This window comes from Streptomyces sp. NPDC007875, from assembly GCF_042868035.1.
Taxonomy (GTDB): domain Bacteria; phylum Actinomycetota; class Actinomycetes; order Streptomycetales; family Streptomycetaceae; genus Streptomyces; species Streptomyces antimycoticus.
This window is the reverse complement of the sequence record NZ_JBIADZ010000049.1, coordinates 1-15,068: the sequence shown is the minus strand read 5'-3', so window position 1 is coordinate 15,068 and position 15,068 is coordinate 1. Positions and strand designations below refer to the sequence as shown.

Sequence of the window (15,068 nt, the reverse complement as noted above, 5' to 3'; positions counted from 1 at the left end):
CCATGTTCACCGATCGGTCGTACGAAGCGGGTGTCGAATTCCGGTGCGACCGCTTGGCCGCCTCCCGTTCAGACCGGGCTATCGGAAAACATGGGATAACAGATGACCCCGATAGGAAACCATTGGTGCCCGAAGCTGCAGGCAGGTGCGTGCTTGGCACCTGGAACCTTTAACGCTTCAGACGGTGATCTTTGATGTTCTGGAGCCCAACTCTTGGATAGTTCACGCCGTGACTCCGTACCTGGGAGAACACGGCGGCGAGTCCGGTTCGAGCCGGTCGCTGGTGACGTCTCTTCCCGCGGCTGCCAGCGGCCTACGCGGTCCGTACGACTGCGCCCGTCCCGAACCCGACAGCACGAGACCCCAGGCCTGAAGAAAGGGCCCGGGGTCCGGCGTGGTGGGGAGGGTGCAGTCAGGGAAGGCTCAGTAGTCGTCCCGTTCGGAGGGCGGCCCGTACTGCTCGATGAGGTCGCAGGTGCAGGTGCCGCCCTCGTACAACTCCTTCTCGCACTCGTCATGGTGGTCCCGCTCCAGCAGCGGCTTCGCCGGAACGGGCCGCGCGGTGACTGCGGCGGGCCGAGCCAGGGCTGGCCGGTCAGCCGCGCGGAACTCGATGTCCACGACGGCGGAGGCGATTTCGTCCTTGCGCCACTTCTCGGGGGAGTTGTGGTTCACCAGGCCGCCCGCGTAGGCCATGCGCAGCAGTTCGGCCTTGGTGTGCTTGCGCATCAGCTCGTTCATGCGCGACATCCGCGCCCTGCCCCGCGCCGCCTGAGCCTCGCCCTCCGTCACGGTGTCGGCCTGGTCATCCTCCTCCTGCGCCTGCGCGTCCGACGGCGCGGGCTGCACGGAACCGTCGTCCACCGATGCCGGGCTGGACGGGGCCGGCACCGCTGCCTTCGCCCAGGGCACGCCCAAGGCGGCGAGGGCGGCCTGCTGCTCGGAGGTGAGCTTGTCCCACCTCGCCCGGGTGTTCGAATTCCATACGCCCAGCTTCACGACCACCGGCTCCGCCTCGCCGTGGACCACGATCTGCTCGCTGTGCCCGCGCGGCGTGGGCCGGTCCGCGCCTTCCCGTTCGACCCACTGCGCGAGGGCCGCCAGGCCCCGCTGGAACGACTGTTCTGCCTTGCTCGGGCCCTTCGCCGTACGCGTGGCCGCCGGGGCGGGAGACGGCGCCTGGACGGGCTTCACGCCCAGCTGGGACAGCCGCTCCTGCTGCTCGGTGGACAGCTGCGCCCAGGTGCTGGCTTCTCTCATCCGGGCGAGCCATTTGCCGAGGTCGTCGCCTTCGAAGGTCACGCCGGGCTGGATGTCGGGGAGGATGCCGCCGGCCTCGGTGTCGGCGAGGTCGGCGAGGATGCGGTAGTGGCGTTGCCAGTCGAGTGGCCAGGGGCAGTTCCAGTCGGGGTCGATGGCGGCGAGCTGCGCGGCGCGCTTCTCGGCCCGCTCCGCGTTCTTGCCCAGGCCGCCGTTCCTTCGCAAATTGGCGGTCAGTTGCCCAAGGGGGATCAGGTCGGCGTCGTTGTCACCCCAAAGGGTGTCCTGCCGGGGTGCGAGGTGGTGGTGGGCGCGGTGGTAGCTGCGCAGGACGGCGAGTTTATTCTCCCAGGCTTCGTCGCCTGGTTCCCAGACCATTCCGGCTTCCGGTGCGTCGAGGAGTTCTTTGCGGTGGTCGTCGAGTTCGCCGGCCCGCAGGGCCTTTCTCTGTTGGTGTGTCCATCTGCCCAGGGGGAACGTCTCGGTGACGCCCACCCGGGTCTCCACGTTGTAGGGCACGGCGTAGAGACCGGTGATCCCGTTGTCGGTCCGCCAGCGGATGAGTGCTTGGTAGCCCTCGAGCCAGACGAGGCTCTCGGGCCGGTAGACACGGGTGCGCAGGAAGGCGGCGACGGTCGCTGGGTCGCGGGGGCTGGAGAAGTGCAACAGCTCCGATTCGACCGCGCCCTGCGCGCCGTCCTGTTCCTGGTCTTTGCCGTCGCCTTCGCCGTCGGCGCTGATGATCTGCCCGTCTTCGTCGCGGATGAGGTGGTGCCGTTTGGTCTGTGGCTGCCTGGTCAGGGCGCGTGAGGCGAGCTGCTCGACGAGGCGTTCCGAGTGTGAGCGCAGGCCTTTTATCTCCGGGAGGGCTGTTCGGTAGGCGCGTTTGTTGTGGGGGAGCCTGCAGTCGTAGAGGATCATGCTTTGGCTGTTTTGTGATGGTCTGCATGGTTGTCGGTTGGTGGGAGTAGGGTCGCGTGGCGCGGTTCCCGAAAGGGTGAGAACCGATGGGATGTCCTGGGGGAGTGAGGCTGGGTGGGGCTGGCGGGTGGGGCTGCGGATAAGGCGGGTAACCGGTACGAGGACTGGTGGACCGCGCTGAGGGTGGCGGAGTTGCTGAGGGGGCGGGCGTCACGGATTCGTCTGGAGCCCCCGGGGCCGGCGGGCGCCGGGATCGAGTTCGAGCTCGAGGCGGACGACGGCACGTGGTGCGAGCAGGTGAAGGACGTTCCCTCGAAGGGGCCGTGGACCCTGGATGCTGCGGGGAAGATCCTCAAGGCGGTCACAGGGCATCTTGCGGAGGGCAAGAAGGTGCGCCTGGTGCTGTCCACAGGGGCCCCTGAATTGCACGATCTTGCTCAGCGGGCCCGCGCCGCCGAAACACTCGCGGAGTTCGAGGGCATCATCACCAAGGCCCAGCTTCCCCAGTTCGTACAGGTGCTCGGGAACTGGTCTGTGAACGAGGTGCCGGTCGACCGGGAGGTCGGCTGGCGGTATCTGCAGGCCGTGCACGTGGAGCATTACTCACCGGAGGCGCTGCGCCGCCTGGTGGTCTCCGAGTATGAGCTGCTGTTCGTCGGCGATCCGGAAGTGATCGTCAGGCAGTTGCGCGGCTATCTCGACGAGCACCTGCACCAGCGCCTCACCGGCTCCCAGATCCGCAGCCACCTTTTGACCGTGTCGGGAGTACGCCCACGCCTGTTGGCCGGTGACACAGGAACGCTCACGGCGCTGGCCGGGACCATCGAGCGCTTCGTGCGGCGCGTGCGGCGGGACGAGCCTGTGTTCGGGATGGCGGCTCGCCCGCACGTGGAGCAGTTGTATCAGCGTCTGGTGGCCGAGGACGGCCCGCAGATCGTGGTCTGCGAGGGCGGCGCTGGCCTGGGTAAGTCAGCGGTCGTCACGGACGTCCTGGTCCGGCTGGCCGAGCAGGGATGGCCGGCGGCCGCGGTCCGGATGGACGGCGCCGACGCGAGCGTGCAGACGGCCAAGGATCTGGGGACCAGGATGACCCTGCCGGACTCGCCGGCGGTGCTGCTGGCTGGGGTCGCGGACGAAGCGCCGGCGCTGTTGGTGATTGACCAGCTGGATGCGGTCAGCACCTACAACGGCAGGATGTCGGACGCCTACGAGGCCGTGGAAGACGTACTTGCGCAGCTGGTCATCGCTCCGAACGTCAAGGTGCTCCTCGTAGCGCGCACTGTCGATATCGACAACGACCGGAGGCTGTCCCGTCTGGTCGCAGACCCCGCCCGGGCGGTCCGGTTCCCCCTCAGCGTCCTGGACCTGGAACAGGTGAGGGTTGTCCTGTCCGCCAGCGGGACGGATCCCGACAGCCTGGGGCTGGTGACGCTGGAGTTGCTGCGAACTCCGTTGCACCTGTCGATCTTCAGCCGGCTGTCGCCCTCCGCACGGGCCGCTTCGTATCGGACTTTGCAGGAGCTGTACGCGCGCTACACCGATGAACGGCGCGAGGAGATCGAGCGACAGGCCGCCGCGCTGGACTGGCGGGGGATCACGGGCATGCTGTGCGCGTCCATGAGCGAACGGGAAACGCTCCAGGCACCCATGGCTCTCCTCGATGGTTTCGCCCGCCAGCACATCAAGGTGCTCGAATCGCACGGTGTGCTGGTGCGCGACGGGGAGCAGATCGGGTTCTTCCACGAGACGTACTTCGATTTCCTCTTCGCTCGGTCCTTCATCTCCGCCGGAGAGGACATCCACAATTTTCTGGCCAATTCAGGCCAGTACCTGTTCCGTCGCGCTCAGACTCGGCAGATCCTCGAACACCTTGCTGGCACAGACCCTGAACGTTTCCGCGCCACAGTGGCCCGGCTCCTGGGCTCCGACCGGATCCGCCTGCACCTGCATGATGTGATCATCGCGGTCCTTGGGCAGCTCGATGCCGCGCTGCCTGACTGGAAGGCCGTCGAACCGGTCGCTTGGGGTCAGGCTCCTGTGGCGGGCAAGGTACGAGGCCTGCTCGCCCTGCCGCAGTGGTTTGACGCTGCCGACCACGATCAGAGGTGGGAACGCTGGCTGGGCACGCCGCAGAGTGCCGATGCTGCGTTCCCTGAACTGCTGGCCGTCGCGCGCCACCGACCCGAGCGTGTTGCGGAGCTGGTGCGACCGTATGTGGGCACCACGCCACAGTGGGGACAGAGGCTTCTGCGGCTGATTGAGTGGGCGCTCACACCCGGCCTCATCGACCTCGCCGTCGACCTGGTCGAGAGCGGACATGCGGACGAGGCGCGTGGACCCATCGCGGTGAACAGTGACTTCTGGTCACTCCTCTACGGTTTGGCCGAGACTGCTCCCGCTCCCGCTGCGCGTCTTGTAGGTGCCTATCTGCGGCGTCACCTTGTCCGAGCGCGCGTCGATGGCTCCGGTGACCCCTTCGAATCCGGGCACTTGTCAACGTATTCGCAGGTTGCCGACACGGTCCTCTCCCGCATCGCGGAGGCCGAGCCGGAAGCCTACGTGAGCCAGGTCCTGCCCTTTGTCATCGACGTGGCTACGGCAGGCAGCACGGGGCGCACCGACGCCTACGCCCCCAGCGGCCGTTGGGCTCACCGCCTTGTGGGCGGCCACGGCGTCGACGCTGCACTGCTGGCCGCCCTCGACACAGCACTGCGCTCTCTGGCTGCCAACTCCCCGGCTGCCGCTGCGGACGCCTTGCAGCAACTGACTCCCTCACCGGTTCACGAGCTGCGCTTCCTCGCCTGCCGTGTCTACGCCGTCATGAACCAGGCAGACGAGGCGATCGCCTGGCTCCTGAACGATGAACGCAACCTGCGCCTGGGATGGCTGAGCAGCGCGCGCTGGGCCTCGCGTGAACTCATCGAGGCAACTACGCCCCATTGCAGTGACGAGATGTTGGAACGTCTGACCGTGATGCTGCTCGACTTCTACCCGGCGTGGGAACGCCGACGGCAGAAGGGGCAGCGCAGCGCCTGGGGCTGGAGCCAGTACGAGCTGCTGTCGGCGATCTGTCCCTCGCGCCGTAGCGCCGCGGGACGCCGCCGACTCGTCGAATGGGAACGCAAGTTCCCTGGCCAGGTCCCGTCGCCACCGACACCAATCCAGACCGGGGTCGTCGGCTCGCCGGTCAGTGACCATGCGGCCCGGCACATGACCGATGAACAGTGGCACCGAGCCCTGAACAAGTACGCCGAGCCCCAACCCGAACGACCCTGGCCTCCTCAAGGGGGCGCTCACGAACTGGCCCAGACGCTGAGCAGCCGCGCGCAACAGGAACCCGAGCGCTTTACCAACTTCGCCTTCACGCTTGGCCCGGACGCACCAGCCACCTACCTGTGCGCGATCGTGGGAGCGGTCACGCCTCACCTGGACGCCGGCCGCTGGGGGCAGTTGGCTCTCCACACCCACCAGGCCCTCGGCTCCGCCGCCGCGCCCACAATCTGCCGCGCCCTGCAGTCGGCTCCGCAGAACTTCACCGCTGCTTCGCTGCCAGCCCTCGACAGCTACACCATGGATCCCCACCCCGAGCAGGACATCCGCGATGCCGATGCCAAGGGAACCCGAACGGATCTGCTGACCGCTGGCATGAACGCCACCCGCGGCCAGGCAGCGCTCGCTGTTGCCGCCCTGCTCTTCCACGGTAGTGAGCACCTCCGCGCCTTGACGCCCCTGGTCGCTCGCCTGGCCAACGACCCTGTGCTCGCGGTCCGAGTCTGTGCCGCCCAGGCCGTGCTGGCCCTGATGCATCATGACCCTCAGATTGCGCTGGATACCGCTGAGCAACTCCTGAACCACCAGGACGCCAACGTCTACAACGCCTCCACCACCCAACGGCTGCTCATCAACACACTGGTCCGTGAGTCCTCACGTTTCGCTGCCCACCTCGCCCGGGCCCTCCAAGGGCCGGGCGATACGGCCGAACTCGCCGGCCAGTCTTGGGCTGTTGCCACCATCCAGGGATGCCTCACCCCGGACCTCCCGAATAGCACGCACGAACTCAACGCCCTCGGCCGCCGTGGGGCGGCAACAGTCTTCGCCAACAACATCGACCACTACCCGCACCTTGTCCCGCTGTTCAACGACGCAGTCCCCGACGTGCGAAAGAACGCCTCCCAGGGCATGCGGCAGGCATTCGACCTGCTTCCTGCGCAAGCCGACGAACTCGTCAGGGCTTTCCTCGACAGCGACGCGTTTCCCGACCACCTCGAACATCTGGCCTTCGCTCTCTACGACCACACTGGCCCCCTTCCCGCCGTGGCTATTGATGCCTGCGAGCGCATCGTCCAGCACGCGGGCAAAGACCTCGGCGACCTGAGAACCCACCGAGCAGCGGACGGCCACTACCTGGTTTCGGCGGTGCTCCGCCTCTACCGCCAAAGCCCGCGGCTCCAGCGGATCCGATGCCTGGACATCATCGACAGTCTGTCGCAAGCAGGTGCCCACGGGTTGAACGCGGCTTTGGAGAACGAGCGCTGACCCGACGAATCCCTGTCTCTGGGCTTGCCGAGAATTATCTGGGGGAGGGCCAGGGGCGGGGGATGTTTGTTCTGGTCGTCGCCTGCGGGGATGGTGCTGGCCGGAGTGCGATACGCGTCGCTGGGCGTGGTGGTTGTGTTTGTCCTGTGGATGCCGAGTTTGTGGCGGAGCGTGCTGTTTCTCCGGTGACGGGTGTGGTGCGGTGGGCGGTGGTCGATGCCCGTTCGTTTGATCTGCAGGCGGAGGCGGTGGCGTTCCTGGCGTCGTTGCGGGCGCGGGGGTGTTCGCCGAACACGGAGCGCGCGTATGCGGGGCGGGTCGCTCTGTACTTGAGTTACTGCTGGATGCGGCGGCTGGACTGGAGGACTCCCGGCTTCCTGGATCTGGCTGGGCTGCAGCGGTGGCTGGTCGAGATGCCTGTCCCGCCCCGTGTCGGCCAGGTGCGGCCCGGTTCTGTTCGCTACCGGTCGCGGGGGACGGCGAACGTGATCATGACGGTGGTGGGGGAGTTCCTGCGGTTCGGTGCGGCGCACGGCTGGGTGCCGGCCGACACGATAGCGTTGCTGTCGCAGCCGAAGCTGCTGCGTTTCACTCCGCCCGGCTTTGACAGCGGGGAGTCGGGACAGCAGCACCAGGTCGAGGCCGCCGCGTTCCGCTTCAAGGCCACCGAGCCTGGCTATGAGGACCTCAGTGACGAGCAGATCCGCCGCATGATCGCTGCGGCTCCGAGTGCCCGGGACCGTTTCCTGATCGCGTTGCTGGCCTGTACCGGGATGCGGATCGGTGAGGCGCTGGGCCTGCGCCGCGGCGATATGCACCTGCTGGCCTCGTCCCGCGTTGTGGGCTGCGGTGTCGAGGGCCCGCACGTGCATGTCCGCCGCCGCATGGACAATCCCAACCGGGCTCTTGCGAAGTCCCGGCATCACCGCTTTGTGCCGGTCACGGCCGACTTGGTCGCGCTCTACACCGACTACCAGTACGAACGCGACCAGGTACCCCAAGCCGCAGAGTCGGAGATGGTGTTTGTGAATCTATTCCGCCCGCCACTGGGCCGGGCGATGTCGTATCCGAACGCCAAAGAGATGTTCGACCGGCTGGCCCGCACCGTGGGGTATGCGTGCCGTCCGCACATGCTGCGCCACTCGGCGGCGACCCGCTGGCTGCGCGACGGCGTGGACCGCGATGTGGTGCAGCGGCTGCTGGGCCACGTCTCCCCGTTGTCGATGGAGCGCTATCGGCACGTTGACGACGCCGAAGCACGGGCAGCGGTCGAGCGCGTCGGTTCCCTGACGGAGCGTCCATGAGCATCTCGTCCGCGCTCTCGCGACTGCCCGCACCGCGCACTGAGAACGCGGGGGATCTCAACAACGGGGGATGGGCGGCGTGGCTGCAAGGCCATCTCGATCCCGCCTGGCGGCCGAGTGAGTGGCGGCCAGAGTGCTGGCTGTTCACCGGGAGCGTGCAGGAGCCGCGCAGCTCGGTGTCGCTGTGTCGTACGGCCGCGTGCGACACGGTGGTGTCACCGGCCAACATCTTCTGCCCTTTCTGCAAGGAGGGGCAGAAGAGGTCGCCGCTGCCCGTGGCAGAGTTCGCGCGGACCTTCGTGCCGGTGCGCAACCGGGTTGCCTTCGGCGGTGTCCCGGAGCAATGCCGCTTCGCGAAAGGCGGGCAGCGCTGTGTCCGGCCCCGCCACTGCAAGGGGCTGTGCGTTATGCACTACACCCAGTGGAAGACCCACACCACCCGCAAGCTCGCCGGCCAGTGGGAGGACACCGCCGTCCCCTACGCCGACACCCCCGCCTGCCCGGTTCCGGCCTGTCCGCTGCCGAGCCTGCAGGTCCGTGGCCTGTGCCGGCACCACGCGCAGCGCTTCCGTGAGCACCGCCGCACGCACCCGGACGCCACCGTGGTGCCGTGGGCGGCGCAGCAGCCCCCGTATCTCGCCCCGCACCAGTTCAGCCTTCTTCCCCTGCCCGAGCCGCTGCGCTGGGAGGTTCTTTACGGCCTGCAGCAGGCGGACCCGTGGCTACGTATCTTCAACCCTCCGCACATTCGCCGTATGGTGCGCGATCTGAACGGCGTCACCACGCTCATCAGTGACATCACGGACCAGCAGATGTGCCCGCGTTCCACCAGCGATGTGCTGCGGATGCTCGGCCGTGTCCGTACCGCGGTGCGGGCCGCTCACGCAGAGCACATCGGAACAGCGCCGGCGAAGGACGACGTCCTGGATTTGCGTGCGCTGGGCCAGCGGTCCCGCACACCGGCGGGCATCAGGACCCCCAAGACCGTCGATCTGCGCACGATCAAGCAGCGGTGGCTGCGCGATCTGCTGCGGATCTGGACGATCCAGCAGCGCCCCGGCGCGGACGAGTTCGGCCGCACTCTGCGCGGTGTCGAGCTCGCCTCCCGGGCTCTCGCGCTCCGCCCCGGAACCGACGACCCCGCACGGCTGCGCTACGACGACGTCACCGCCGTGGTCGAGGCGTTTCGCACCGCGCTCAAACTGGACGGCGAGCGAGCCGGCTGGAACTACCGGATGTCCATTGCGAGCCACTTCTTCGCCCTGATCGACTACGGCCGCCGCTCCGGAGCGGCGAACAACCTTTCCGCTGCCTTCGTCCGCGACCCCGCGGCCCACCGGATCCCGCAGGAAGAGGCCAACGAGGACGAGATCGGCAAGGCGATCCCCGAGCCGGTGATCCGCCAGCTCGACGCTCACCTCGACCTCCTTGGCCGAGGGCGGGCCCGCGGCCGGCGCACCCTCGCCTCTGAAGACCTGCAGCTGATGTACCGCACGCTGTACATCCTGCTCAGGGACACCGGACGGCGGCCCCTGGAAATCCTCTCCCTGCCTCGCGACTGCCTGGAGATCCGCCACGACCAGACATCCCTGGTCTGGAACAACCACAAGGCCCGCCGCCACCGCAGGCGCCTGCCCATCACCGCGCCCACCGCCCAGGCCATCCGCGCCTGGCGAACCCGCCGAGACCAGCTCCAGCCCAGTCTCCCGCACGCTGGCGCCGACTACCTCTTCCCTGCCCTGACCCCTCTCGCCACCCGCCCCTACCTGCACACCAGCTACCTCAGCGAGACCCTGCGCCACTGGGCCGACTCCATCCCCCACCTGCACGGCGAAGGCACCGACACGGACACGCAGGGCAATCCGCTGCCCTTCGACCGTTCCCTCATCTACGCCTATGCCTTCCGTCACTCCTACGCCCAGCGCCACGCCGACGCCGGCACCCCCCTTGACGTTCTGCGCGAGCTGATGGACCACAAGTCGGTCAGCACCACCCAGCGCTACTACACCGTCTCCCTCAAGCGAAAACGCGACGCCGTCACCAAGCTCGCGGCCCACGTGGTCGACAACCACGGCCACCCCAGCCCCTGCTCCGACACCGCCTACGAACTCCGCTCCGTGGCCGTCCCCTATGGCGGCTGCATCGAACCCAGCAACGTCAAAGCCGGAGGCAGCTCCTGCCCGATCCGTTTCCAGTGCGCCGGCTGCGGCTTCTACCGCCCCGACCCCTCCTACCTCCCGGCAATCGAGCAGCACCTCAACGAACTGCGCGCCGACCGCGAAACAGCCCAGGCCATGGACGCCGCCGAATTCGTCATCCTCAATCTCACGGCCCAGATCACCGCATTCGAGCACGTCACCGACCGCATGCGACGCCACCTCGCCTCTCTCCCCGCCGCAGAACGCCAGGAGATCGAGGAAGCCAGCACCGTCCTGCGCAGAGCCCGTGCCGGTGACACACACTCCCTCCTGCCGCTTACCGTCATCTCCAGCACAAGCCCGGCATGAACCCACACGGCAACCCGCACACTCTCGCCGAGGCCCGCCGCCGCGACAGTCTCGACAAACGCCAGCGTGTCCTCACCGCCCTCACCGCCCTGGAACAACAGGGCAAGAAGATCACTCACACCGTGGTCGCCCGAACAGCCGGCGTCTCCACCTGGCTCACCTACGCCGAAGGCATCCGCGAGCACATCAAGGCCGCTCAGCAACGCCATCAGCGCACCAACCCCCGGCCCGCGGACACCCAGAACACCACAGCCACGCTGCGCACTGAACTCGAGCTGGCCAGGCAGGAGGTCCGGACCCTACGGGAAGACAGAGACCGGATGCGGCAGGCCATCCAGCACCAGCTCGGACAGCAACTCGACGCCCTCAGCACCGCGGACCTGACCGAACGCGTCGACGAGCTCACCGGAGACAACCAACAACTTCAAGACAGGCTTCGGCAGGTCACCGAAGACAACCACGCGCTCCGCAGCCGGGTGACGAGCCTTGAGGCCGACCTGGGCGCAGCACGCACCAGCCTCCGACGAATGATCCGAGAAGAGAACAGGGGCCGTTGAACGATCGGTCATACCTGCTGCCTCGCTGTCATCCTGCCGGTGACGTTTCCTCGGCCCGCCCCCGGCGCGGGCCGGATTGAACCCGCGCTGCGGGCGCTGGTATAGCCGGTCAGCACACCGGCCGGGATGATGTCATGCCCATCGGATGCCGAGTTCGGCAAGCGCGGCGCGTTGTTCCTGGGTGAGCTTGTCGCGCCTCGACTTCGTGTTGGAGACCCATACGCCGAGCCGGACCGCGATCGGCTCGGCCTTGCCGTCGACCGTGATCTCCTCACTGTGCCCCCGCGGCACCGGCCGGTGGGCGCCTTCTCGCTCGACCCACTGCGTAAGGGCCGCAAGTCCGCGCTGGAAGGCCGCTGACGCCTTCCCCGTCGTCTTCCCGGCGCCCTTGGCCGCCGGGACCGGGACGTGCCTCTCAGCGGGCTTGATGCCCAGTGCGGACAGTCGCTCCTGCTGCTCGGTGGACAGCTGCGCCCAGGTGCTCGCCTCTCGCATCCGTGCGAGCCATTTGCCCAGGTCGTCGCCCTCGAATAGCACGCCGGGCTGGATGTCGGGCAGGCGGGCATCCGGCTCCTCTTCGGCGAGGTCGGCAAGGATCCGGTAATGCCGCTGCCAGTCCAGTGGCCATGGGCAGTTCCAGTCCGGGTCGATCGCCGTCAGCTGCTGCGCGCGCACCGTGGCCCGCTCGGGGTTCTTCCCGAGACCGTCTTTGCGGCGGAGGTTGGCCATGTGCTGCCCGATGGGCACCATCGCCTCGTCCTCGCCCCAGACCGCGTCTTGCCGGGGTGCGAGGTGCCCGGTGGCTCGCCGGTACGACCGGAGCGCGGCGAGCTTGGTCTCCCATGCCTCTTCGCCGGGTTCCCAGACCATTCCGGCCTCGGGTGCGTCCAGCAATTCCTTGCGCCGCGGCTCTAGCTCTCCGGCGCGCAGCGCTTTGCGTTGTTGGTGTACCCAGCGCCCCAGCGGGAAGTCCTTCGTCAGGCCGACTTCGGTCTCTACGTCGTAGGGCACGGCGTGCAGGCCGGTGATCTCGTTCTCGGCCCGCCAGCGGATGAGGGCCTGGTAGCCCTCCAACCACACCAGCGACTCGGGCCGGTATACCCGCGTACGGAGGAACGCGGAGATCGTCGCCGCGTCCCTTGGAGAGGAGAAGTGGAGAAGAGCCGATTCGGCGGCGGCCTGGGTGTCGTCGTGCTCCTGGTCCTCGCCGGCGCCGATGATCCGGCCCTCTTCGTCCCGCTTCACGTGCACCTTGCGCGCGTGCTTGCCGCGGGTGAGGGCACGGGAGGCGAGCTGCTCAACGAGTCGTTCATCATGACTGCGGAGGCCCTGGAGCACAGCGACCAACCCGGCATACGAGGCGGAGGCGACCATGTCGGCGGGGTCCTCGCCGGCCTGGAGGAACACCGGCACGATGATCCGGGCGACCTTGGTGGAGCCGTCGCGGTTGAGGCGCAGCGCGCGGCCGATGTTCTGCACGATCTCTACCTGCGAGCCGCGGGTGTCGGCGAAGCAGATTGCCTCCACCCCGCGCTCGCCGGTGATGTCGACGCCTTCCCCGAGGACCCGCACGGAAGCGAGGAACGCCCGGTGTACGCGCCGGTTGTTCGCGTCGATCCCGCCTGCGAACTGCCGCAGCACCTCCCGGCGTTCGGCGACGAGGTGGTCGCCGCACAGCCACGCCGACCACACCCGGTCCGGCGGGACGTGGCGGCCAGCCTCCAGCTCGTAGAACTCCGCCTCGATGAACGACCTCGGCAGCCGGTCGGCCTGGGCCAGGTCGTCGTCGGAGGCGTCGTTGACGTACAGCTCCGCAGCCGTCTCGGGGAGCTTCCCCGCGAACGCGGCGGCCTCTTCCACCTTCTGGTGGAAGGTCATTACGGTGCGCAGGTTCCACTTTGCTGCGTGCTCCAGGAGCGCCGTCTGCAGGAGCGCGAGGCGCCGGCCTCGCTGCGCCTCCTCTGACTCCCCGAGTACGGGGGAGGGGTCGCGGATCTCCAGGACGTCGATCTCGAATCCGGCGAGGATCTCGCGTTCGATCGCCTCCGAGAGCCCCAGTTCGGCCAGCCACGGCCCGTAGGTCTTGGAGTCCTGGCCCATCGACGCGAGTACCAGTTCCTGGCCGTCCGCGCCCTTCTGAGGCCGGGGCGCGGCGAGGATGCGCGGGGTGGCGGTGAGGTAGAGCCGGAAGTCGGCGGGGATCCGCTGGTTATCGTGGATCGCCGCCCACGGTCGGCCGAGATCACCGGCGGTGCCGTGGGCCTCATCCACGATCGCGAGGTCGAACGGGGTCATCTGCTGGCCGTACAGCCGCTCTCCGCCCGCCAGAGCGGCCTCCAGCGGCCCGCGAACCTTCCGCCGACCCGTCGGGTCCTCCGGGTCCTCGCGGTCCACCAGAGAGGCGTACGTGGCGAACACGACAACCGGCCCGGACCCCGCCCACAGGGCGAGCCGGATCGGGTTGGTGGTGGTGCGCACGCCCAACTCGTTGAGGACCGGGTCGTTCTCCAGCGAGCACACCGCGACCATCGGGGCTCGGTGGCCCACCAGGCGCCACGTCTGGGCGGTCTGGACGAGCAGGTCCAGGGTCGGCACGGTCACGAGGATCCGGCCGTCCCGGAAGCATTCCAGCGCGCACGCGGCGGCCGTGATCGTCTTGCCCGAGCCGGTCGCTGACACGATCGTGCCCCGGGCACCCTGCGGGGGCATAGATGACCTTGCAGGAAATCCCACCCACCTGCGAAACGCCGAACGCTGGTCTACCTGGTGTTCCTTGAGCTGAATCGCTGACATTTCCTTGCCTCTCCGATGTCTGAATTCCCGTGGTCTTTCAGATGGCCGCGTGCGGAATGCGGGCCGCACTCAAGTCGTTCCAGATCGACGCACCCGCCTTGTGTCAGCCGCCGGGCTCCCCGTCCTTGAAGGGCGGCTTGTCGTCCGGGTCGTAGTGCCCGGCATCGAGCGTGCGCACGACGTAGTCCCCGTCGCTGTTCACCGTCCGCGCCGTGCACAGACCGCCGGCCTCACCCAGCGCCTCCAGCACCCGGCGCCGCTCCGTGGTGTACGGATGCGTGCGCGGAAGAACCGTCTCCCGGACGTACGCTTCCAGGCGCACCAAATTGGTCCGCTCACGCTGCCTCACGTCCGCGATGTGTACGGCCAGTTCAGCGGCCCCGGCCGACCGGCCGCCGCGCCGTGACCAGTCCCGGTCCGCGATGCCCACCAGGGGCTCGCTCACGGCCGTCACGCCGTCATCCCAGCCGTTCGCGAACACCGCGCCCCGAGAGGCCGGCGCCATGCCGCCTAGCTCCACCACCTCGCACTGCGCCCCGGCCACCAGGTCGTCAGCCTCGCTCGAGGGCACGCCCTGCGCCTTCAGGAGTGCGAACCCCTTCAACCGGGCGTTTACGCCCCTGTCTGATAGCGCGTCACCCGACCCCCGGAATCGCTGTTCAGCGCGGGGTCTGGTCCGGTAGATTCATGGTGACCGGTCATCTGCGGTCGTTCCTCTCGTAATTCTGGGGAGGTTTCCGGGTGGTTGGGAGGTGTTTCGTGTTTTCGCCAACAGTACATGGTGCATCAATCTGATGCACCCACTACACTCGGACCTACACGAACGAGCGACCCTCACCCCTCGTAGCCAGCCCGGCCCGCGCCAGCGGGCCCTGACGGTCCTGGAGGCGCAGCCGGAAGGACCGTCAGGCGGGGGAGCGCAGCGGACCCGCCCAGGAGTGCGCAGCACTCCCCAACTCCCTTACTGGAGACCCGACTAGTCGCACCTGACACCCCACCAGTCAGGGCCGCCGCGATGCGCGGCCAGCCGGGCGCGCAGCGGCCGGCTTCACCGGTCTCTGGAGCGCAGCGGAGAGAGACCGCCCTCGCATCTGCGAGGGTGAGCGGGAGCGCAGCGACCGCAACTGCCCGGGCGCAGCCCGGGCAGTTCGCTTGCACATCGCGTAGCGATGTGGTACCCGCTCCGCGGG

6 protein-coding genes and 1 pseudogene are annotated in these 15,068 nt (G+C 68.1%); 4 read left to right on the top strand and 3 right to left on the bottom strand.

Annotated elements, in window-relative coordinates:
- Positions 1–423: 423 nt before the first annotated feature.
- Positions 424–2,115: pseudogene (locus ACFYOY_RS46375) on the bottom strand (helicase associated domain-containing protein); the annotation flags it as partial.
- 180 nt (positions 2,116–2,295) lie between these two features.
- Here ACFYOY_RS46375 and ACFYOY_RS46370 point away from each other — a divergent pair.
- The 4 genes from ACFYOY_RS46370 (at position 2,296) to ACFYOY_RS46355 (ending at position 11,085) form a co-directional block, all read left to right on the top strand.
- Positions 2,296–6,717, top strand: coding sequence for a hypothetical protein (locus ACFYOY_RS46370; RefSeq protein WP_388593992.1), 4,422 nt, complete (start codon positions 2,296–2,298; stop codon positions 6,715–6,717).
- Positions 6,718–6,863: 146 nt separating this feature from the next.
- Positions 6,864–8,021: a tyrosine-type recombinase/integrase gene (locus ACFYOY_RS46365; RefSeq protein ID WP_388593990.1), complete on the top strand. Its 1,158-nt coding sequence runs from the start codon at positions 6,864–6,866 to the stop codon at positions 8,019–8,021.
- The gene (locus ACFYOY_RS46360) at positions 8,018–10,528 is read left to right on the top strand and encodes a tyrosine-type recombinase/integrase (RefSeq protein WP_388593987.1); all 2,511 of its coding nucleotides are present in this window, start codon (positions 8,018–8,020) and stop codon (positions 10,526–10,528) included. Before ACFYOY_RS46365 ends, ACFYOY_RS46360 begins: the two co-directional genes overlap by 4 nt.
- The gene (locus tag ACFYOY_RS46355; RefSeq protein WP_388593984.1) at positions 10,525–11,085 is read left to right on the top strand and encodes a hypothetical protein; all 561 of its coding nucleotides are present in this window, start codon (positions 10,525–10,527) and stop codon (positions 11,083–11,085) included. Before ACFYOY_RS46360 ends, ACFYOY_RS46355 begins: the two co-directional genes overlap by 4 nt.
- Before the next feature lie 132 nt (positions 11,086–11,217).
- Here the strand turns inward: ACFYOY_RS46355 and ACFYOY_RS46350 are convergent, their stop codons facing one another.
- Together ACFYOY_RS46350 and ACFYOY_RS46345 are read right to left on the bottom strand one after the other, a co-directional pair.
- Entirely contained in the window at positions 11,218–13,878 is a 2,661-nt protein-coding gene (locus ACFYOY_RS46350) for a Helicase associated domain protein (RefSeq protein ID WP_388593981.1), read from the bottom strand.
- A 103-nt stretch (positions 13,879–13,981) separates the two neighbouring features.
- Entirely contained in the window at positions 13,982–14,449 is a 468-nt protein-coding gene (locus tag ACFYOY_RS46345) for a hypothetical protein (RefSeq protein ID WP_388593978.1), read from the bottom strand.
- Positions 14,450–15,068 lie beyond the last annotated feature (619 nt).